Source organism: Gluconobacter sp. OJA, assembly GCF_039638325.1.
GTDB lineage: Bacteria > Pseudomonadota > Alphaproteobacteria > Acetobacterales > Acetobacteraceae > Gluconobacter > Gluconobacter cerinus.
The window spans coordinates 879,055-899,823 of the sequence record NZ_JBDIWI010000001.1; the positions used below are offsets into that span (position 1 = coordinate 879,055).

Annotated in this window: 26 protein-coding genes; all 26 read left to right on the top strand. The window is 55.5% G+C overall.

Going from position 1 to position 20,769, the window contains the following annotated elements; genetic code table 11:
- Nucleotides 1-48 precede the first annotated feature (48 nt).
- Nucleotides 49-4,221: a DNA-directed RNA polymerase subunit beta gene (gene rpoB, locus ABDK75_RS04080; protein WP_099213177.1), complete on the top strand. Its 4,173-nt coding sequence runs from the start codon at nucleotides 49-51 to the stop codon at nucleotides 4,219-4,221.
- Nucleotides 4,222-4,301: 80 nt separating this feature from the next.
- Nucleotides 4,302-8,618 (top strand): DNA-directed RNA polymerase subunit beta', encoded by a 4,317-nt coding sequence (gene rpoC, locus ABDK75_RS04085; protein ID WP_346005054.1) that lies wholly within the window; start codon nucleotides 4,302-4,304, stop codon nucleotides 8,616-8,618.
- A gap of 386 nt (nucleotides 8,619-9,004) precedes the next feature.
- Nucleotides 9,005-9,376 carry a 30S ribosomal protein S12 gene (gene rpsL / locus ABDK75_RS04090; RefSeq protein ID WP_010502158.1) on the top strand — a complete coding sequence of 124 codons (372 nt, stop codon included), beginning with the start codon at nucleotides 9,005-9,007 and terminating at the stop codon, nucleotides 9,374-9,376.
- Between the two features lie 12 nt (nucleotides 9,377-9,388).
- The gene (gene rpsG, locus ABDK75_RS04095; RefSeq protein ID WP_046901175.1) at nucleotides 9,389-9,865 is read left to right on the top strand and encodes a 30S ribosomal protein S7; all 477 of its coding nucleotides are present in this window, start codon (nucleotides 9,389-9,391) and stop codon (nucleotides 9,863-9,865) included.
- A 112-nt stretch (nucleotides 9,866-9,977) separates the two neighbouring features.
- A complete protein-coding gene (tuf, locus tag ABDK75_RS04100) occupies nucleotides 9,978-11,168 on the top strand; it encodes an elongation factor Tu (RefSeq protein WP_086632949.1) in 1,191 nt (396 codons plus the stop codon).
- 120 nt (nucleotides 11,169-11,288) lie between these two features.
- Nucleotides 11,289-11,597: a 30S ribosomal protein S10 gene (gene rpsJ / locus ABDK75_RS04105; protein WP_007282720.1), complete on the top strand. Its 309-nt coding sequence runs from the start codon at nucleotides 11,289-11,291 to the stop codon at nucleotides 11,595-11,597.
- Between the two features lie 10 nt (nucleotides 11,598-11,607).
- The gene (gene rplC, locus ABDK75_RS04110) at nucleotides 11,608-12,291 is read left to right on the top strand and encodes a 50S ribosomal protein L3 (RefSeq protein WP_046901177.1); all 684 of its coding nucleotides are present in this window, start codon (nucleotides 11,608-11,610) and stop codon (nucleotides 12,289-12,291) included.
- Nucleotides 12,292-12,302: 11 nt separating this feature from the next.
- A complete protein-coding gene (gene rplD, locus ABDK75_RS04115; protein WP_046901178.1) occupies nucleotides 12,303-12,917 on the top strand; it encodes a 50S ribosomal protein L4 in 615 nt (204 codons plus the stop codon).
- Nucleotides 12,918-12,958: 41 nt separating this feature from the next.
- Entirely contained in the window at nucleotides 12,959-13,255 is a 297-nt protein-coding gene (locus ABDK75_RS04120) for a 50S ribosomal protein L23 (RefSeq protein WP_174694852.1), read from the top strand.
- 15 nt (nucleotides 13,256-13,270) lie between these two features.
- Nucleotides 13,271-14,101 (top strand): 50S ribosomal protein L2, encoded by an 831-nt coding sequence (rplB, locus tag ABDK75_RS04125; RefSeq protein WP_046901180.1) that lies wholly within the window; start codon nucleotides 13,271-13,273, stop codon nucleotides 14,099-14,101.
- 16 nt (nucleotides 14,102-14,117) lie between these two features.
- Nucleotides 14,118-14,396, top strand: coding sequence for a 30S ribosomal protein S19 (rpsS, locus tag ABDK75_RS04130; RefSeq protein ID WP_007282725.1), 279 nt, complete (start codon nucleotides 14,118-14,120; stop codon nucleotides 14,394-14,396).
- A 2-nt stretch (nucleotides 14,397-14,398) separates the two neighbouring features.
- A complete protein-coding gene (gene rplV / locus ABDK75_RS04135) occupies nucleotides 14,399-14,806 on the top strand; it encodes a 50S ribosomal protein L22 (protein WP_046901181.1) in 408 nt (135 codons plus the stop codon).
- A 3-nt stretch (nucleotides 14,807-14,809) separates the two neighbouring features.
- A complete protein-coding gene (gene rpsC, locus ABDK75_RS04140; protein WP_046901182.1) occupies nucleotides 14,810-15,487 on the top strand; it encodes a 30S ribosomal protein S3 in 678 nt (225 codons plus the stop codon).
- Nucleotides 15,488-15,542: 55 nt separating this feature from the next.
- Entirely contained in the window at nucleotides 15,543-15,959 is a 417-nt protein-coding gene (rplP, locus tag ABDK75_RS04145) for a 50S ribosomal protein L16 (protein ID WP_007282728.1), read from the top strand.
- Between the two features lies 1 nt (nucleotide 15,960).
- Nucleotides 15,961-16,194 carry a 50S ribosomal protein L29 gene (rpmC, locus tag ABDK75_RS04150; RefSeq protein ID WP_010502114.1) on the top strand — a complete coding sequence of 78 codons (234 nt, stop codon included), beginning with the start codon at nucleotides 15,961-15,963 and terminating at the stop codon, nucleotides 16,192-16,194.
- A gap of 13 nt (nucleotides 16,195-16,207) precedes the next feature.
- On the top strand, nucleotides 16,208-16,480 hold the full coding sequence (gene rpsQ, locus ABDK75_RS04155) for a 30S ribosomal protein S17 (protein WP_010502113.1): 273 nt from the start codon (nucleotides 16,208-16,210) through the stop codon (nucleotides 16,478-16,480).
- A gap of 12 nt (nucleotides 16,481-16,492) precedes the next feature.
- Nucleotides 16,493-16,861 (top strand): 50S ribosomal protein L14, encoded by a 369-nt coding sequence (gene rplN / locus ABDK75_RS04160; RefSeq protein ID WP_007282731.1) that lies wholly within the window; start codon nucleotides 16,493-16,495, stop codon nucleotides 16,859-16,861.
- The gene (gene rplX / locus ABDK75_RS04165; protein WP_046901183.1) at nucleotides 16,861-17,181 is read left to right on the top strand and encodes a 50S ribosomal protein L24; all 321 of its coding nucleotides are present in this window, start codon (nucleotides 16,861-16,863) and stop codon (nucleotides 17,179-17,181) included. Before rplN ends, rplX begins: the two co-directional genes overlap by 1 nt.
- Before the next feature lie 11 nt (nucleotides 17,182-17,192).
- On the top strand, nucleotides 17,193-17,756 hold the full coding sequence (gene rplE / locus ABDK75_RS04170) for a 50S ribosomal protein L5 (protein WP_046901184.1): 564 nt from the start codon (nucleotides 17,193-17,195) through the stop codon (nucleotides 17,754-17,756).
- Nucleotides 17,757-17,890: 134 nt separating this feature from the next.
- Complete coding sequence (gene rpsN / locus ABDK75_RS04175) at nucleotides 17,891-18,196, top strand: 30S ribosomal protein S14 (protein WP_007282734.1); 306 nt, start codon at nucleotides 17,891-17,893, stop codon at nucleotides 18,194-18,196.
- 12 nt (nucleotides 18,197-18,208) lie between these two features.
- Nucleotides 18,209-18,607, top strand: coding sequence for a 30S ribosomal protein S8 (gene rpsH, locus ABDK75_RS04180; RefSeq protein ID WP_010502111.1), 399 nt, complete (start codon nucleotides 18,209-18,211; stop codon nucleotides 18,605-18,607).
- 10 nt (nucleotides 18,608-18,617) lie between these two features.
- Entirely contained in the window at nucleotides 18,618-19,154 is a 537-nt protein-coding gene (rplF, locus tag ABDK75_RS04185; RefSeq protein WP_046901185.1) for a 50S ribosomal protein L6, read from the top strand.
- The gene (rplR, locus tag ABDK75_RS04190) at nucleotides 19,154-19,516 is read left to right on the top strand and encodes a 50S ribosomal protein L18 (RefSeq protein WP_046901186.1); all 363 of its coding nucleotides are present in this window, start codon (nucleotides 19,154-19,156) and stop codon (nucleotides 19,514-19,516) included. Before rplF ends, rplR begins: the two co-directional genes overlap by 1 nt.
- Nucleotides 19,517-19,528: 12 nt before the next feature.
- Complete coding sequence (rpsE, locus tag ABDK75_RS04195) at nucleotides 19,529-20,101, top strand: 30S ribosomal protein S5 (RefSeq protein WP_046901187.1); 573 nt, start codon at nucleotides 19,529-19,531, stop codon at nucleotides 20,099-20,101.
- On the top strand, nucleotides 20,094-20,282 hold the full coding sequence (rpmD, locus tag ABDK75_RS04200) for a 50S ribosomal protein L30 (protein ID WP_046901188.1): 189 nt from the start codon (nucleotides 20,094-20,096) through the stop codon (nucleotides 20,280-20,282). The genes rpsE and rpmD overlap by 8 nt, the downstream gene beginning before the upstream one ends.
- A gap of 1 nt (nucleotide 20,283) precedes the next feature.
- Entirely contained in the window at nucleotides 20,284-20,769 is a 486-nt protein-coding gene (gene rplO, locus ABDK75_RS04205; protein WP_046901189.1) for a 50S ribosomal protein L15, read from the top strand.

Here is a 20,769-nt window from a genome sequence, read left to right on the forward strand (position 1 = left end):
CAATGAAATCCCGGGCGACTCGAAGGTCTGGTGCAGAGGGCAAGATAGATGAACGCGATCACCAAATCGTTCACGGGACGCAAGAGGATCCGCAAAAGCTTCGGGCGCATTCCCGAAATTGCGCCGATGCCCAATCTGATCGATGTGCAGCGCGCGTCCTACGAAGCGTTCCTGCAAATGAACGTGAGTCCTGACAGCCGTCAGAACTCCGGTCTGCAGGAAGTCTTCCGTTCGGTTTTTCCAATCAATGACTTTGCTGGTCGCGGTCGTCTGGACTTCGTGTCTTACGAGTTCGAAGAGCCGAAGTATGACGTTGAAGAGTGCATTCAGCGCGGTTTGACATTTGCAGCTCCGCTGAAGGTTATCCTCCGTCTTACGACTTGGGATATCGATGAAGACACAGGTTCACGCTCCATTCATGATCTGAAGGAACAGCCGGTTTACATGGGCGACATGCCGCTCATGACCAATAACGGCACCTTTATTATCAATGGTACCGAGCGTGTCATCGTTTCTCAGATGCATCGTAGCCCGGGCGTCTTCTTCGATCATGATAAGGGCAAGACGCATTCTTCGGGCAAGTATCTTTTTGCTGCCCGCGTGATTCCGTATCGTGGTTCGTGGCTGGACTTCGAATTCGATGCAAAGGACCTGATTTACGTCCGCATCGATCGTAAGCGTAAGCTTCCGGTTACGACGCTGCTTTATGCTCTTGAGGGCGCGAACTATATCGCCCAGCGCGAAGAGAAGATTGCAGAAGGCGGCGATGTCGAGGGTCTAGACATCCGGGGTATGGATCAGGATGAAATCCTGTCTTACTTCTACGACATGGTCACCTTTACCCGCATGGGTGATGGCTGGGCACGTCCGTTCGAGCCTGATGCGTTCCGCGGCCAGAAGCTGCTGAGCCCGTTGGTTGACGCTGATACCGGTGAAGTCGTTGCTGAAGCCGATGCCAAGCTGACAGCGCGCATGGTTCGCAAGATTGCTGAAAAGACCCGTGTAGTTCAGGTCGGCCGTCTTGACGTTCTTGGCTGCTATCTTGCCCACGATCTCATCAATGAGAACACTGGCGAGATCTACGGTGAAGCTGGTGAAGAGCTGACGGAAGACCGTCTGGCAGCACTTGAAGAGCTGGGAATTACAGAGCTTCCAACGCTTTCCATCGACGGTTCGCACGGTCCTTGGATCCGCAACACGCTCTCAGTTGACAAGAACACGAGCCGTGACGAAGCACTGATCGATATTTATCGTATCATGCGTCCGGGTGAGCCGCCGACCAAGGAAACCGCTGAAGCGATGTTCCGCGGTCTGTTCTTTGACCAGGATCGCTACGACCTTTCGTCTGTTGGTCGTGTCAAGATGAACATGCGTCTTGATGTAGACGCTCCGGACACCCTGCGCGTTCTGCGCAAGGAAGATATCCTGCGTACCATCAAGATCATGTGCGATCTCAAGGATGGTCGTGGCCAGATCGACGACATCGATAACCTTGGTAACCGTCGTGTTCGTTCTGTGGGCGAACTGATGGAAAACCAGTATCGCGTTGGCTTGCTTCGTATGGAGCGTGCCATCCGCGAGCGCATGGGCTCCGTCGACATCGACACGGTCATGCCGCATGATCTGATTAACGCCAAGCCTGCGGCTGCTGCCGTACGTGAGTTCTTCGGCTCGTCGCAGCTGAGCCAGTTCATGGATCAGACAAACCCGCTTTCTGAAGTGACGCACAAGCGTCGTCTTTCGGCGCTTGGCCCAGGCGGTCTGACCCGTGAGCGCGCAGGCTTCGAAGTTCGTGACGTCCATCCGACGCATTACGGTCGTATCTGCCCAATTGAGACGCCTGAAGGCCCGAATATTGGTCTGATCAATTCGCTTTCGACCTATGCCAAGGTTAACAAGTACGGCTTCATTGAGACACCGTATCGTCTTGTGAAGGACGGCATTCTTCAGGATGGTTGGAAATATCTTTCCGCCATGGAAGAAGAGAAGCTTGTTGTTGCACAGGCCGATGCGAAGCAAAGCGCCGACGGCCATCTGACGGACGAACTGGTCTCGGTTCGTAAGTCTGGTGACTTCCGCGTTGTTCCGCCTGAGCAGGTTACGGCTTGTGACGTATCACCGAAGCAGCTTGTTTCTGTTGCCGCAGCTCTCATTCCGTTCCTTGAGAACGATGATGCGAACCGCGCCCTGATGGGTGCGAACATGCAGCGTCAGGCCGTTCCGCTGGTGAAGGCTGATGCCCCACTGGTTGGTACGGGCATGGAAGCAGCCGTTGCACGTGACTCTGGCGCGACAATCGTCGCCAAGCGTGACGGTATTATCGACCAGATCGATGGTGCTCGTATCGTTGTCCGCGCGACCGACGATGCCGGTGCAACTCAGGGCGTCGATATCTATCGCCTTCGCAAGTATATGCGTTCGAACCAGTCGACCTGCATCAACCAGCGCCCGCTGGTGAAGGTTGGCGATACGGTTCATGCTGGCGACATCATTGCTGACGGTCCGTCCACGGAGCTGGGTGAACTGGCTCTGGGTCGTAACGTGCTCGTCGCGTTCATGCCTTGGAACGGTTACAACTTCGAAGACTCCATCCTGATTTCTGAGCGTATTGCTCGTGATGACGTGTTCACCTCGATTCATATCGAGGAATTCGAAGTCATGGCTCGTGATACGAAGCTGGGTCAGGAAGAAATTACGCGCGACATTCCTAATGTCGGCGAAGAAGCTCTTCGTAACCTTGACGAGGCTGGCATTGTTTATGTCGGTGCAGAGGTTAATCCGGGCGACATTCTTGTTGGTAAGGTGACACCAAAGGGTGAAAGCCCGATGACGCCAGAAGAGAAGCTTCTGCGTGCCATCTTTGGTGAAAAGGCTTCTGACGTTCGTGATACGTCTCTGAAGCTTCCACCTGGAACGACCGGAACGATCGTTGATGTTCGTGTCTTCTCGCGCCGCGGCGTGGACAAGGACGAACGTGCCATGGCCATCGAACGCGCTGAAATCGAGCGTCTGACGAAGGACCGTGATGACGAGCGTTCCATTCAGGAGCGTAGCTTCCACAACCGTCTGCGTGAGCGTCTGGTTGGTGAAGTGGCAGGAGCAGGTTTCAAGGGGATCCGTGCAGGAACGCCGATCACAGTAGAGGTGCTTGATGAGCATCCTCGCGCTGCATGGCGGAACGTCACGGTTGCTTCTGACGAAGTCACCGCCGAGCTTGAGACCCTGCGTTCAGAGTTCGACGAAGCTGTTCGCCTCATTAACTCTCGCTTTGAGAACAAGGTCGAGAAGCTTCAGCGTGGTGATGAACTGCCGCCTGGCGTGATGAAGATGGTTAAGGTCTTCGTCGCTGTGAAGCGTAAGCTTCAGCCTGGCGATAAGATGGCCGGTCGTCATGGTAACAAGGGTGTTGTTTCCCGCGTTGTGCCAGTCGAGGACATGCCGTTCCTGGAGAACGGTCAGGCGGTTGATATCGTTCTGAACCCGCTGGGTGTGCCGTCTCGTATGAACATCGGTCAGATCCTTGAAACCCATCTGGGTTGGGCATGTGCCAATATTGGCGCAAGCATCGGGGAAATGGTCGACGAGTATCAGCGGTCTGGCGAGCGTAAGCAGGAACTGCTTGATCGCCTGCGTGATGTTTATGGCGACGAAGTGTTCGAGACGGATGTGGCAACGCTTCCTAACGAGCAGCTTGTTGAGCTGGCCAATAACCTCCGCAAGGGCCTTCCAATTGCTACGCCTGTTTTCGATGGGGCTTCCATCCCTGATATCGAAAACATGCTGGAGAAGGCTGGCGTTGATAAGTCTGGCCAGTCCCAGCTGATCGATGGTCGTACAGGCGAGCTGTTCGAGCGTAAGACGACAGTTGGCTACATCTACATGCTGAAGCTGCATCACCTTGTCGACGACAAGATCCATGCACGTTCGATTGGTCCTTACTCGCTTGTTACGCAGCAGCCGCTGGGTGGTAAGGCGCAGTTCGGTGGTCAGCGCTTCGGTGAGATGGAAGTGTGGGCACTTGAGGCGTATGGCGCAGCATATACGCTGCAGGAAATGCTGACGGTGAAGTCGGATGACGTGTCCGGCCGTACCAAGGTTTATGAGGCGATCGTGCGTGAGCAGGATGACTTCGAGGCCGGTATTCCTGAGAGCTTCAACGTTCTGATCAAGGAACTGAAGTCGCTCGGTCTGAATGTCGAACTTGAGCAGGGCGCCGCTTAATTGGCATCTCTGCTGCTCGCTTTACGGTTCAATTTTGACGCGCCCGCAGGACGCTGCGGCGCGCATTGGGGTTTCGGCGCATGAACGAACTCATGAAGATCCTGGGTCAGGCTGGCCAGTCGGTAGCCTTCGATCAGATCAAGATCCAGCTCGCTTCTAGCGAGCAGATCCGTTCCTGGTCTTACGGTGAAATCAAAAAGCCGGAGACCATTAATTACCGGACGTTCAAGCCTGAGCGTGACGGCCTTTTCTGTGCCCGTATTTTTGGTCCGATCAAGGACTACGAATGCCTGTGCGGAAAATACAAGCGGATGAAGTTCCGCGGCATCGTCTGTGAAAAGTGCGGTGTTGAAGTTACGCTGGCGAAGGTTCGCCGTGAGCGTATGGGCCATATCGAGCTCGCTTCACCTGTTGCACATATCTGGTTCCTGAAGTCGCTTCCTAGCCGTATTGCTACGATGATGGATATGGCTCTCAAGGATGTTGAGCCAGTTCTGTACTTCGAGAAGTTCCTTGTGCTCGACAAGGGAGTCTGTGACTCCGATCAAATTGAGTCTTACAAGAACGGCAAGAAGCGCGACCAGTACCTTCTGGACGAAGTACGCTGTGAAGATCTTCTGGATGAATATCCGGATGCAGGCATCGATGTCGGTATCGGCGCTGAAGCCATCAAGCGTGCACTTTCCACGTATGACTGGGGTATTCCTAACGCTCAGGAGCGTGAACTGAGCCTTGCCGCTAAGGCAAAGGGCTTGGCGGATCCGTTTGACTATGACGCTGAAGTCATGGAAGGCGATTCCGAAAAGACGATGATGCGCAAGAAGCTGCGCAAGGCAACGTCCGAGGCTGCTCGCAAGAAGCTGGTCAAGCGTCTGAAGCTCGTTGAGGCATTCGTTGAGAGTGGTTCACGTCCGGATTGGATGATCATGGACATTATTCCGGTGATCCCACCGGAACTGCGTCCGCTGGTCCCGCTGGATGGGGGTCGTTTCGCCACGTCCGATCTGAATGATCTGTATCGTCGCGTTATCAATCGTAATAACCGTCTGAAGCGTCTGATCGAGCTTCGTGCGCCGGACATTATTGTTCGCAACGAAAAGCGTATGCTTCAGGAATCTGTTGATGCGCTGTTCGATAACGGTCGTCGTGGACGTGCCATCACGGGTGCCAACAAGCGTCCGCTGAAGTCTCTGTCCGACATGCTAAAGGGCAAGCAGGGCCGTTTCCGTCAGAACCTTCTTGGTAAGCGCGTTGACTACTCTGGCCGTTCGGTCATCGTGGTTGGTCCGGAGCTGAAGCTGCACCAGTGCGGTCTTCCAAAGAAGATGGCGCTAGAGCTTTTCAAGCCATTCATCTACTCGAAGCTTGAGAAGTACGGTCACGCTACCACTATTAAAGCTGCAAAGCGTATGGTGGAGAAAGAGCGTCCGGAAGTTTGGGATATCCTCGAAGAGGTTATCCGCGAGCATCCTGTGATGCTGAACCGTGCGCCGACGCTTCACCGTCTTGGGATTCAGGCATTTGAGCCAACGCTGATCGAAGGGAAGGCTATCCAGCTTCACCCGCTGGTCTGCACCGCGTTCAATGCTGACTTTGACGGCGATCAGATGGCCGTGCACGTTCCGTTGTCGCTCGAAGCACAGCTGGAAGCCCGCGTGCTGATGATGTCCACAAACAACATCCTCAGCCCGGCTAACGGTAAGCCGATTATCGTGCCGTCTCAGGATATTGTTCTGGGTCTCTATTATCTGAGCCTTGAAGTTCCTGAGTATCGCGCAACGCCAGACGAAGCTGTCATTGAAGGCGACAAGGTCGTTAAGGCTGCGCCGCCGGCATACTCGGATGTTGCAGAAATCGAGAGCGCAATGCTGTCGGGTACTCTGCAACTGCACGATAAGATTCGTCTGCGCCTGCCGACCGTTAATGAAAACGGTAAGCCGATCCGCCAGATGATCGTGACGACGCCGGGACGTGCGCTTATTGCGCAGATCCTGCCGAAGCACCCAGCGATTCCGTTCAGCCTGATCAATAAGCAGCTGACGAAGAAGAACGTGTCTGACGTGATTGACACGGTCTACCGTCACTGTGGTCAGAAGGAAGCAGTGATCTTCTGTGACCGTCTGATGGGTCTTGGATTCCGTCATGCTGCCCGTGCCGGCATCTCCTTCGGCAAGGATGACATGATCATCCCGGCAGAGAAGGCGCCGCTGGTTGCCAAGACTTCGGAAGAGGTCAAGGAATTCGAGCAGCAGTATCAGGATGGTCTGATCACCGCTGGCGAGCGCTATAACAAGGTGGTTGACGCATGGTCACGTTGCACGGACGAAGTCCAGGCAGCCATGCTGAAGGAAATCTCCAAGCAGGTTATCGGTAAGCCGACCAACTCTGTCTGGATGATGAGCCACTCCGGTGCTCGTGGGTCGCCAGCCCAGATGAAGCAGCTCGCTGGTATGCGCGGTCTGATGGTGAAGCCTTCGGGCGAAATTATCGAACAGCCGATTATCGCGAACTTCAAAGAAGGTCTGTCGGTTCTCGATTACTTCACGTCCAGCCACGGTGCTCGTAAGGGCCTCGCGGATACGGCTCTGAAGACTGCAAACTCGGGTTATCTGACGCGTCGTCTCGTTGACGTTGCCCAGGATTGCATCATCGTTGAGCCGGATTGCGGTACCGAACGCGGCCTGACGGTTCGTGCGGTTATGGATAGTGGTGAAGTCGTCGCTTCGCTGTCTGAGCGTATTCTGGGACGTACGACGTCCAAAGATGTGCTGCACCCGGTGACGCATGAAGTTCTGCTTCCGCGCAACACCCTGATCGAGGAGCCCGAAGCAGAGCTCATCGAGAAGGCCGGCGTCGAAAGCATGGAGATCCGCTCGGTTCTGACATGCGATAGCCGCGTTGGTATCTGTGCGCATTGCTATGGTCGTGATCTGGCTCGCGGTACGCCGGTGAACATCGGTGAAGCTGTCGGCGTTATTGCCGCTCAGTCCATCGGTGAGCCTGGTACACAGCTGACGATGCGTACCTTCCATATTGGTGGTGCAGCAACGCGTGGTGCTGAGCAGTCGATGGTCGAAGCCTCCCGTGATGGGCGTGTGACGATCAAGAACCGCAACGTCGTTGAGAATTCTCAGAAGGTTCTGGTGGTGATGTCGCGTAACTGCGAAATCCTGCTGACCGATGAGAACGGTGTCGAGCGTGCCCGTTATCGTGTGCCTTATGGTGCACGTCTGATGGTGGGCGAGGGTGAGGCAGTCGCACGTGGTCAAAAGATGGCCGAGTGGGACCCGTACACCCTTCCAATCATCACCGAGCAGGCTGGTACTGTTGAATACCTTGACCTGATCGACAGCATCACGCTTGTCGAACGTATGGATGAGGTCACCGGCCTTAGCTCCAAGGTTGTGGTTGACTACAAGCAGGCTTCCAAGGGTGTTGATCTTCGTCCACGTCTGCAGCTCAAGGATGCTGCGGGCAATGTGGTCAAGCTCGCCAATGGCAATGATGCTCGCTACTTCCTCTCACCAGACAGTATTCTGTCGATTGAGAATGGTGCCGAAGTTCATGCTGGTGACGTGCTGGCGCGTATTCCGCGTGAAGGTTCCAAGACCCGTGACATTACCGGTGGTCTGCCGCGTGTTGCCGAACTGTTCGAAGCCCGCCGTCCAAAGGATCATGCGATCATTGCCGAAGGCGATGGCCGTATTGAGTTCGGGAAGGATTACAAGTCGAAGCGTTGCGTTATCGTGAAAAACGACGAGACCAGCGAAGAGACGCAGTATCTTATCCCGAAGGGCAAGCATGTCTCCGTTCAGGAAGGTGACTTTGTCCAGAAGGGTGATCCGCTGGTCGATGGTCCGCGTGTGCCGCATGACATTCTGAAAGTTATGGGTGTCGAGGCGCTTTCGGATTATCTGGTTAACGAAATTCAGGACGTCTATCGACTGCAGGGCGTGAAGATCAATGACAAGCACATCGAGGTCATTGTTCGTCAGATGCTGCAGAAGGTTGAAATTCTGGAGCCAGGGGATTCTACCTATCTGATCGGCGAGACCGTGGATCGGATTGAGTACGAGATCGAGAACCAGCGTCTTCAGGAAAACGGTGATACCCCAGCAGTGGCTATGCCGGTGCTACAGGGCATTACCAAGGCTTCCCTGCAGACGCAGTCCTTTATCTCGGCAGCATCCTTCCAGGAGACGACGCGCGTACTTACGGACGCTGCGACGTCCGGTAAGGTCGACACACTGAACGGTCTCAAGGAGAACGTGATTGTGGGTCGTCTGATCCCGGCCGGTACTGGTAGCGTTATGAACCGTCTGCGCGGCATTGCTGCCAGCCAGGATCGTCATCGCGTTGGCCGTTCAGCGGCTGAAGTGAAAGACGCGGCAGAATAATGAGAAACCCCTCTGTTCCTCTTTTAAAAGAAGAGCAGAGGGGAAATTGCGGCGATTCTAAAAACTCTCTCTTTAGAATCGCCGCAATTTTAGCCGAAACACTTGACTCAACGCGGAACCCTTCGTAGGTTCCGCGCCCTCGGCTACTCCCGTCTAATTAGGCGAAAAAAAGCCGTCGAAGACAAAGAATCGCATGTGGTGCCGCTACCCCGGATTCGGGGGATGCCAAGGCCGCACGCTACAAAAGGAGGGAAATGGCTTTTGCTGTTTCTCTTTCCAAATGTGGGATAGGCAGGCGGTTCAGCCGCATGTCGATTTGAATAAAATGTCATGGCAGAAAGTCTGGTGCTTTCTGTCCGGAATAGGACAAGGATTGGGAAGGGCGCATGCCGACCATCAACCAGTTGATCGCGAACGGCCGTGAGCCGGCCGCAAAGCGGAATAAGGTCCCTGCACTACAGGGATGCCCCCAGAAGCGTGGCGTATGCACGCGCGTGTACACGGTAACGCCAAAGAAGCCGAACTCCGCTCTGCGTAAGGTCGCCAAGGTGCGTCTGACCAACGGGTACGAGGTCGTAAGCTACATTCCGGGTGAAGGTCATAACCTTCAGGAACACAGTGTTGTTCTTATCCGTGGTGGGCGAGTGAAGGATCTTCCTGGTGTGCGTTATCACATCCTGCGAGGCGTGCTTGACACGCAGGGCATCGCTAAGCGTCGTCAGCGTCGTTCGCTGTACGGCGCGAAGCGTCCGAAGTAAGAGGTATTTGGAATGAGTCGCCGTCACCGCGCTGTAAAGCGTGAGATCCTTCCCGATCCAAAATTCGGAGACATCGTCATCACGCGCTTCATGAATGCGCTGATGTACGATGGAAAGAAATCCACCGCCGAAGGCATCGTTTACGGTGCTCTCGAGGTTCTGCGTCACCGTGGTGGTGCAACTGCTGACCCGGTGGCTATGTTCCACTCGGCTCTGGACAACGTGAAGCCGGCTGTTGAAGTCCGTTCACGTCGTGTCGGTGGTGCTACCTATCAGGTGCCTGTCGAAGTGCGCACTGAGCGCCGTCAGGCTCTGGCGATCCGGTGGTTGATCGATGCCTCCCGCAAGCGCGGTGAGAACACGATGCAGGAGCGCTTGTCCAACGAATTGATGGACGCGGTTAACAATCGTGGCGCTGCTGTAAAGAAGCGCGAAGACACCCACCGTATGGCTGAAGCCAACAAGGCATTCAGTCACTATCGCTGGTAATCAGAACCCGCTAAAGGGCTTCCGGCAGTATCTGGGAATCTAACAGGTACTGACTGGATGAACTTTCAGTCTTATCTCTGCCTCGTGGAAGGCAGGGTTTTGGAGAAAGACGATGGCAAAGGCTAAATTCGAGCGGAACAAGCCGCACTGCAACATTGGTACGATCGGTCACGTCGATCACGGCAAGACCTCGCTGACTGCTGCAATCACCAAAGTGCTGGCAAAGACCGGTGGCGCAACGTTCAGCGCATATGACCAGATCGACAAGGCTCCTGAAGAGCGCGCTCGTGGTATCACCATCTCCACGGCTCACGTTGAGTATGAGACGAAGAACCGTCACTACGCTCACGTCGACTGCCCTGGCCATGCTGACTACGTCAAGAACATGATCACCGGTGCCGCTCAGATGGATGGCGCAATCCTGGTTGTGTCCGCTGCTGACGGCCCGATGCCACAGACGCGTGAGCACATCCTGCTTGCCCGTCAGGTCGGTGTTCCTGCTCTGGTCGTGTTCCTGAACAAGGTCGATCAGGTTGATGACGAAGAGCTGCTCGAGCTCGTGGAAATGGAAGTTCGTGAGCTTCTGTCTTCCTACCAGTTCCCAGGCGACGATATCCCCATCGTCAAGGGTTCTGCTCTTGTGACTCTTGAAGATGGTGATGCCACCATCGGTGAAGATCGCGTTCTTGAACTGATGGAAGCTGTAGACACCTACATTCCGCAGCCTGAGCGTCCGGTCGATCGTCCGTTCCTGATGCCAATCGAAGACGTGTTCTCGATCTCTGGTCGTGGTACGGTTGTTACCGGTCGTGTTGAGCGTGGCGTTGTGAACGTTGGCGATGAAGTTGAAATCATCGGCCTGAAGGACACCATCAAGACAACCGTTACGGGTGTTGAGATGTTCCGCAAGCTGCTCGATCGCGGTGAAGCCGGTGACAACATCGGTGCACTGGTTCGTGGCACGAAGCGTGAAGACGTTGAGCGTGGTCAGGTTCTTGCAAAGCCAGGTTCCATTACGCCGCACAAGACGTTCAAGGCTGAGGCTTACATCCTCACGAAGGAAGAAGGTGGCCGTCATACGCCGTTCTTCACGAACTACCGCCCGCAGTTCTATTTCCGTACGACCGACGTCACTGGCGTCGTGACGCTGCCGGAAGGCACGGAAATGGTCATGCCGGGTGATAACGTAGCCATGGATGTCGAGCTGATTGCTCCGATCGCCATGGACGAAGGCCTCCGCTTCGCAATTCGCGAAGGTGGCCGCACCGTGGGTGCAGGCGTGGTTTCTTCAATCAGCGCCTAAGTCCTGCGTTTCGCCGTTGATATGGAAGCCCCGGTCAGATTTATTTCTGGCCGGGGTTCCCTTTCAGATGCAATGGCAGTAGGACGAGACCCGAATTTTTGAGTTGGACGAATTAAGACTATGGACAACCAGAACATCCGCATTCGCCTTAAGGCGTACGATCATCGAGTGCTGGACAACAGCACCAAAGAGATCGTAAACACGGCGAAGCGTACGGGTGCGCGGGTTCGGGGTCCGATCCCGCTGCCGACGCATATCGAACGTTTCACGGTGAACCGTTCGCCACACGTGGATAAGAAAAGCCGCGAGCAGTTCGAAATTCGGACTCACCGCCGGCTGCTCGACATTGTCGAGCCGACACCGCAGACCGTGGACGCCCTCATGAAGCTCGACCTCGCCGCTGGCGTTGATGTCGAGATCAAACTCTAAGGTCCAGACGATGCGTACCGGATTGATTGCAAAAAAGCTGGGGATGACCCGGCTGTTTAAAGAAGACGGCACTCATGTGCCTGTGACGGTCCTGCACCTTGACGAAGTTCAGGTTGTAGATACCCGCACGAATGAGCGTGATGGCTATACAGCCGTTCAGCTCGGTCTTGGTAATGCCAAGGTGAAGAATGTCACCAAGGCAAATCGTGGCCACTTTGCCCGTACCAAGGTTGAGCCGAAGAAGCACCTCGTAGAGTTCCGCGTTGCGGAAGATGCTCTGCTTGAGGCCGGCGCAAAGCTCTCCGCTAACCATTTCGTGGTTGGGCAGAAAGTTGATGTCACGGGCCAGAGTAAGGGTAAAGGTTTTGCGGGTGTTATGAAGCGTCATAACTTCGCTGGCCTTGAAGCCTCTCACGGCGTTTCCATTAGCCACCGTTCTCATGGTTCTACGGGCCAGCGCCAGGATCCTGGCAAGGTCTTCAAGGGCAAGAAGATGGCAGGTCATATGGGTGACGAGCGTGTTACAACGCTGAACCTGGAAGTGGCAGCCGTGGATGAAGAGCGTAACCTGATCATGGTCAGGGGTGCGATTCCTGGTGCGAAGAATAGCCTTGTGCTGATTCGCGATGCAATCAAGAAGGCTCGCCACGCCGATGCGCCGTACCCGGCTGCAGTCGTAGCGGCCGCCGGTTGAGGACGAGGGGCATGGAATACGATATCAAGACCCTCGATAATGGCAGCGCTGGCTCAGTCGCGCTTCCAGAAGAGATTTTCGCGGTTTCTCCGCGTGCCGACATCATGGCGCGAGTTGTTCACTGGCAGCTGGCTAAGCGCCGCGCTGGCACGCATCGCACCAAAGGCATGGGTGAAGTTTCTGGTACGACGAAGAAGCCGTTCCGCCAGAAGGGCACCGGTTCTGCACGTCAGGGCTCGCTGCGTGCGCCGCAGTTCCGTACGGGTGGCGTTGTTCATGGTCCGGTTGTCCGTGACCACGGATACGATCTGCCAAAGAAGGTTCGTCGTCTCGGCCTGATTTCTGCGCTGTCGCAGAAGGCTGCTGCTGGCAAGCTGGTTGTGCTCGATACCGCCAATGGTGTGAGCAAGACCCGTGAAGCTGCTGCTAAGCTCAAGGTTCTCGGCTGGTCCTCCGCGTTGATCGTGGATGGTGCGGTTGATGAGCAGTTTGCTCGTGCGGTTGCGAACCTGCCGAAGATTGACGTCCTGCCGACCATCGGCGCGAACGTCTATGACATCCTCAACCACGATGTACTGGTTATTACCCGTGCGGGTCTTGAGGGTCTTAAGGAGCGTCTGGCATGACCATCTCTATCGTCATGAACGCACGTAAGACAGCTGAGAACATGTCTCAGGAAGCTCTTTACGATGTGGTCCGTTCGCCGCTGATCACGGAAAAGGCTACGCTTCTTTCGGAGCGTAATCAGGTTGTTTTCAAGGTCTCCACGACTGCAACCAAGCCGCAGATCAAGGCCGCTGTCGAAAAGCTCTTCAACGTTAAGGTTTCTGGCGTGAACACGCTGGTCCAGAAGGGTAAGACGAAGCGCGTCAAGGGTCGTCCTGGTCGCCGCTCTGACATCAAGAAGGCGTATGTACAGCTTGCAGAAGGTCAGTCCATTGACCTTACAGCGAAGCTGGGCTGACGCGGGGTAATAACCATGGCACTAAAGCACTTTAATCCCACGACGCCGAGCACACGCGGCACCGTGCTGATTGATCGTAGCGAGCTCTGGAAGGGCAAGCCGGTCAAGCAGCTGACGGAAGGTAAGAACAAGTCTGGCGGTCGTAATAACCACGGCCGTACGACAGTTCGGTTCCGTGGCGGCGGGCACAAGCAGTCCTATCGTTACGTCGATTTCAAGCGTCGTAAGTTCGATGTGGGTGCAACGATTGAACGCCTTGAGTACGATCCAAATCGTACGGCGTTTATCGCACTCATCAAGTACGATGACGGCGAGCTTGCGTACATTCTGGCTCCGCAGCGCATCAAGGTTGGCGATCGCGTCATCTCTGGCGCCCATACGGACGTGAAGCCGGGCAATGCGATGTCTCTCGGTGCTATGCCGGTTGGTACGATTGTTCACAATATTGAACTGAAGCCAGGTGCTGGCGGCAAGATGGCACGTTCCGCTGGAACGTATGCTCAGCTCGTCGGTAAAGACGCGGGCTACGCCCAGATCAAGCTTCAGTCTGGTGAACTACGTCTTGTTCGCGGCGAATGCATGGCAACGGTTGGTGCTGTCTCTAACCCAGACAACATGAACCAGCACATGGGTAAAGCTGGACGTTCCCGTTGGCTCGGACGTCGTCCGCACAACCGTGGCGTTGTCATGAACCCGGTCGATCACCCACATGGTGGTGGTGAAGGTCGTACCTCTGGTGGCCGTCATCCGGTTACGCCGTGGGGCGTTCCGACGAAGGGTTACAAGACGCGTGTTAACAAAAAGACGGATAGCTTGATCATCCGTCGCCGTAAGTCCGGCAAGTAAGAGGGGGCAAACAGAGATGGCACGTTCCGTCTGGAAGGGCCCGTTCGTTGACGGGTATCTGTTCGGCAAAGCAGAAGCAGCTCGTGCTTCTGGTCGTAACGAAGTGATCAAGATCTGGTCACGTCGTTCCACGATTCTGCCGCAGTTCGTCGGGCTTACGTTCGGCGTCTATAATGGTCACAAGTTCCTGCCTGTGCAGGTCACGGAGAACATGGTCGGTCACAAGTTTGGTGAATTCTCACCGACACGGACCTACACCGGTCATGGCTCTGACAAGAAGTCGAAGCGGGGCTGAAAATGAGCAAGCCGAAGCACATCCGCACGCTTGCTGATACGGAAGCGCAAGCAATTACGCGTAACATCCGTGTTAGCCCGCGTAAGCTGAACCTGGTTGCGGCAATGATCCGTAACCAGCCAGCTGACAAGGCTATTGCCGCTCTGACCTTCTCGCGTCGTCGTATCGCGCAGCAGGTTAAGAAGACTCTTGAGAGCGCCGTGGCCAACGCTGAGAACAATCATCAGCTGGACGTTGATCGTCTGGTTGTGAAGACGGCTGAAGTCGGCAAGTCCATTGTCATGAAGCGTTTTCACGCTCGTGGCCGTGGTCGCTCGGCTCGCGTTGAAAAGTTCTTCAGCCACCTGAAGATTGTTGTGGCCGAAGCTGCAGAAGCGTCGGAAACCAGCGAAGAGCAGAAGGCAGCTTGATCCATGGGACATAAGGTCAATCCAATCGGGCTTCGGCTCGGTGTTAACCGTACCTGGGATAGCCGCTGGTACGCAGGTGCAGACTATGCACGTCTTCTTCATGAAGACCTTAAGCTGCGTGCATTCCTGCGTCGCAAGCTGTCTGGTGCTGGCGTCTCTCGTGTTGTTATCGAGCGTCCGGCAAAGAAGCCCCGCGTAACGATCTACGCTGCCCGTCCGGGTGTCGTGATTGGTAAGAAGGGTCAGGACATCGATGCACTGCGTAAGGAACTGAGCCGTATGGCGAAGACCGACGTGGCGCTGAACATCGTTGAGATCCGTAAGCCGGAAATCGACGCAACTCTGGTTGCTGAAAACATTGCTCAGCAGCTTGAGCGTCGCGTTGCTTTCCGCCGCGCCATGAAGCGCGCAATCCAGTCTGCAATGCGTCTGGGCGCCCAAGGCATCCGTATTACTTGCAGCGGACGTCTGGGTGGTGCCGAAATCGCACGTGACGAGAAGTATCGTGAGGGACGTGTGCCGTTGCATACGCTCCGCGCTGATATCGACTATGGCACGGCGACGGCCAAGACGACTTATGGAACCTGCGGTGTGAAGGTCTGGATCTTCAAGGGTGAGATCCTGGCTCATGACCCCCTGGCACAAGACCGTCGTGCCGCGGAGCAGGCTCCGCAACGTTGAATTGTAGGCGAAAGCCTACAGTTCCATTGCTGGTGCTGATTGAGGATTTAACAACATGCTTTCCCCAAAGCGGACAAAGTTTCGTAAAGCTCACAAAGGCCGTATCCATGGTCTTGCGAAAAGCGGAACGCAGCTGAACTTCGGTGCATATGGTCTGAAGGCTCTTGAGCCAGAGCGGATCACGGCCCGTCAGATCGAAGCGTCCCGTCGTGCTATTACTCGTGCGATGAAGCGTGCCGGTCGCGTCTGGATTCGTATTTTTCCTGACCTTCCGGTCTCGACAAAGCCTGCAGAAGTGCGTATGGGCTCGGGCAAGGGTTCCCCAGAGTACTGGGCAGCTCGTGTCAAGCCAGGTCGCATCCTGTTTGAGATCGAAGGCGTTCCGCCGGAAGTCGCTCGCTTGGCACTGAGCCTGGGAGCTGCAAAGCTTCCGATCAAGACCAAGTTCGTTCAGCGTATCGGAGACGCGTAAGATGGCCGACACGTACAAGCCTGCAGATCTGCGCGCGAAGAGCGAGGATGAGCTGAACGCTCTGCTCATCGATCTGAAGCGCGAACAGATCAATCACCGTTTTGCGGCTGCCACCGGGCAGTCGGAAAACACAAGCCGTGTTAAGGTCGTGCGTCGTGCTGTCGCGCGCATCAAGACACTGGCTCATCAATCGAAGAACCGTGCGGGCGCCCAAACGTCCGCCGCAAAGTCCTGAGAGGAGACGGACGATGCCAAGGCGCGTCCTGACAGGGCGAGTAACGAGCGACAAGATGGACAAGACGGTTACCGTTCTTGTTGATCGTCGTATCATGCACCCGCTCTATAAGAAATTCATCCGCCGCTCCAAAAAGTATGCGGCTCATGATGAAGCCAACGTCTGCCAAATTGGCGATCTGGTTCGCATTGAAGAATGCGCACCGATTTCCAAGCGCAAGACCTGGTCTGTCGTCGCACGCAACGGAGAGGACATGGCTTCGGCTTCCTCTTCCGTCAGCGCATAAGGGGGTAGGCACATGATTCATCCCGAGACCAACCTTGACGTCGCCGATAATTCCGGTGCGCGTCGGGTGCAGTGCATCAAGGTGCTGGGCGGCTCCAAGCGGAAGACTGCCTCGGTCGGCGACATCATTGTCGTATCCGTTAAGGAAGCCATTCCCCGCGGTAAGGTGAAGAAGGGTGACGTCCATCAGGCCGTTATCGTTCGTACGTCTTATCCGGTACGTCGTGCAGACGGATCTGCGATCCGTTTTGACAAGAATGCTGCTGTGCTGATTAACAAGCAGCAGGAGCCGATTGGCACGCGTATCTTTGGCCCGGTCGTTCGTGAACTGCGTGCTCGCAAGTTCATGAAGATTATCTCCCTGGCGCCGGAGGTGCTGTAATGGCTGCACGTATTAAAAAAGGCGATCAGGTCCTCGTTCTTTCCGGCAAGTCCCGGGGCGTTCGTGGCGAAGTCCTTTCAGTGATGCCGAAGGCTGAGAAAGCTGTCGTTCGCGGCGTAGCTATCGCTAAGCGTCACACGAAGCCCAACCGCGCAGGTGGAGAAGGTGGTATCATCGAGCAGGAAATGCCGATCCATCTGTCAAACCTGAAGCTGGTTGATCCCAAGAGCGGTAAGCCGACACGCGTTGGCTTTCGGGTTCTTGAAGACGGTCGCAAAGTTCGTGTTGCCAAGGCAACCGGCGAAGTGATCGAAGGCTGAGGAACGCAAAAATGAGCGATAACAACACCGCTTTGCCGCGTATGCAGCAGCGCTACGAAGAAATTCTTCGTAAGCAGCTTCTTGAGCAGTTCGGCTACGCAAACCCGATGCAGGTTCCTAAGCTCGAGAAGATCGTGCTGAACATGGGCGTCGGTGAAGCAGCTGGCGACCAGAAGAAGCTGGATGCAGCAGTTGCTGAAATGGCAGCGATCTCCGGTCAAAAGCCGGTTAAGACGCTGGCACGCAAGGCTATTGCTGGCTTCAAGATCCGTGAGGGTCTTCCGATCGGTTGTAAGGTTACTCTGCGTCGTCAGCGTATGTATGAGTTCCTCGACCGTCTCGTGACGATCGCAATGCCTCGCATTCGTGATTTCCGTGGTCTTCCGGCAAACAAGGGTTTTGATGGTCGTGGCAACTTCGCCATGGGCATCAAGGAACAGATTGTTTTCCCGGAAATCGAATATGACAAGATCGATGCCGTTCGCGGTATGGACATCATCTTCGTGACCACTGCAAAGACCGATGCCGAAGCAAAGGCTCTGCTGAAGGCCTTCGATCTGCCGTTCGCAGGTTGATCAGGTAATTTTTCAGACCGATCGCGACTAAAAATAAGGATTCGGCCTTCCATTGGAAGGCCGCTTTCCTTTATAGACACGCAGATTGGAAAACCGTCGGGATAGGCCTGACAGGTTCCGGGAGAAAATTCGAGATGGCGAAGATCTCAGCGGTTAACCGTAATAACCATCGCGCTGCTCTTGCAAAGCGCGATAAGGAAAAGCGGACCGCTCTTAAAAACATCATCAAGGATCGTTCCCTTTCGGTTGAAGACCGATTTGAAGCGACTCTTAAGCTGGCACAGATGCCACGTAACGGATCCGCAACGCGCGTCCGTCTTCGTTGCAAGCTGACCGGTCGTCCCCGTGCTAACTACCGTAAGTTCGAGCTTTGCCGTATTGCTCTGCGTGATCTTGCGTCCGCCGGCCAGATTCCTGGCATGGTCAAGTCGAGCTGGTAAGGGATAGATCGAATGTCGTTGTCTGATCCACTGGGTGATATGCTTACCCGGATCCGTAATGCTCAGCGTGCTCGTCATGCTGCCTGCGTTGCGCCCGCTTCCAAGCTTCGCACGAACGTGCTTGAGGCTCTGAAGCGTGAAGGTTACATCCGTGGTTTTTCCACGGAAGAAGTCCGTAAGGGCGTATCGCAGCTCCGTATTGAGCTGAAGTACGTTGAAGGGCAGCCGGTCATTAAGGAAATCCATAGGGTCTCCAAGCCTGGCCGTCGTGTCTATTCGAAGATCAAGGAACTTCCGCGCGTTTATGCCGGCCTTGGTGTGTCGATCCTGTCCACCCCGCGTGGCGTCCTTTCGGACGTCGAGGCCCGCGCTGCCAATGTTGGCGGCGAGGTTCTCTGCCGCGTCTTCTGAGGAGGGTCGCATGTCTCGCGTAGGTAAATATCCCGTAGAAGTTCCGGCAGGTGTGCAGGTCGCAGTTGCCAACGGTGTCTTCACGGCCAAAGGCAAGCTTGGTGAACTGAGCTTCCCGGTTTCTCGTCACGTGGACGTGAAAATCGAAGACAACTCAGTTGCAGTTGCTCCGATTGGTCGTCGCTCCCGTGAAAACTGGACGATGTGGGGAACGACGCGCGCTCTGATCGCAAATATGGTCAAGGGTGTGTCTGTTGGTTTCACCAAGGGTCTTGAAATTCAGGGTACGGGTTTCCGTGCTGCTGTTCAGGGATCCAATCTGGTGATGAACCTCGGCTTCTCGCACGATGTCGTTTATCCGATTCCGGCCGGTATCAAGATCACCACGCCGCGTCCGACCGCTATTGTTGTTGAAGGCAACGACAAGCAGCGCGTTGGTCAGGTCGCTCTCGATATTCGCAGCTTCCGCAAGCCTGAGCCATACAAGGGCAAGGGCGTTCGTTATGACACGGAAGTTCTGCGTCGCAAGGAAGGTAAGAAGAAGTAATGGCATCGCAGCAAGGATTGCAGGAACGTCGCCGTCAGCGGCTGCGTTTCCAGCTTCGTCGCAAGAGCGGCGGCCGGCCGCGTTTGTCGGTCTTCCGTTCCAGCAAGCACATTCACGCCCAGATCATCGACGATGCACAGGGTCGTACTCTTGCCAGCGCATCTACGCTGGAAAAAGAGCTCCGCGACAATGGCAACACCGGTGCTAACGTGGACGCAGCTTCGGCGATCGGCAAGCTGATCGCGGAACGTGGCTTGGCAGCTGGCGTGACGGCCGTCGTGTTTGATCGCGGCGCTTATGTCTATCATGGCCGGGTCAAGGCCCTGGCAGAGGCTGCCCGTGAGGGCGGACTCTCGTTCTAAGGAGGATCACACATGGCACGTGAGCCAAGAGAAGGCGGCCGTGGTGGTCGTGAGCGCGAGCAGGGCGACGATCTGGTCGACAAGCTCGTAACCATCAATCGTGTTGCCAAGGTTGTTAAGGGTGGCCGTCGCTTTGCTTTCGCAGCGCTGGTTGTCGTTGGCGATCAGAAGGGACGCGTTGGTTACGGTGCGGGTAAAGCTCGTGAAGTGCCCGAAGCTATCCGTAAGGCTACCGAGCGCGCCAAGCGTACGATGATCCGTGTACCAATGAAGGAGGGTCGTACCCTTCATCATGATACGTCAGGTCACTACGGCGCTGGTAAGGTTGTTGTTCGTGCGGCTGAGGCCGGTACGGGTATCATCGCCGGTGGTCCGATGCGTGCAGTTTTCGAGAGCCTGGGTGTTAACGACGTTGTCGCTAAGAGCCTCGGAACGCGTAACCCGCACAACATGATCAAGGCTACGTTCGCTGCCCTTGAAAAGGCAAGCAGCCCTCGCAACGTCGCTTCGCGTCGTGGCAAGAAGGCCGCTGAACTTTTCGGTAAGCGCGAGCAGGCTCAGACCGAGGAGACTGCAAATGTCTGAAAACGGTAAGACCGTTCAGGTAAAGCAGATCGCTTCTGTCATTGGTCGTAAACCGGGCCAGGCTGAGACCCTTGTTGGTCTTGGTCTGCGCGGTATCGGTTCCACCCGTACGCTGGAAGATACTCCGGCTGTGCGTGGGATGATCCGCAAGGTTGCGCACCTCATCCAGGTGGAGGGTTGAAATGAACCTCAACGAATTGCGCGATAACGAGGGCTCTCGTTATCGCAAGAAGCGCCTAGGACGTGGCATTGGTTCCGGTAAGGGTAAGACCTCCGGACGCGGTGTTAAGGGTCAGAAGGCTCGTGAAGGCGTCTCGCTGAATGGCTTTGAAGGTGGTCAGCTTCCGCTGTATCGCCGTATGCCTAAGCGTGGCTTCGTGAACATCTTCCGCAAGGAATATGCTCCGGTGAACCTGGGCGCGATTTCGAAGGCTATCGAAGCAGGCAAGCTGGATAAGTCGGCTCCTGTTACGGAAGCAACACTTCGCGCTGCTGGGCTTGTCAATGGCAAGACCCATGGTGTTCGTCTTCTTGCGAAGGGTGAACTTTCGCATGGCGTAACCATCGAAGTCGACGGCGCTTCCGCAGCAGCTCTTGCTGCTGTTGAGAAGGCTGGTGGCTCCGTTAAGGTGCTTGCACCGAAGAAGGAAGTTCAGGCTGAAGCCTGA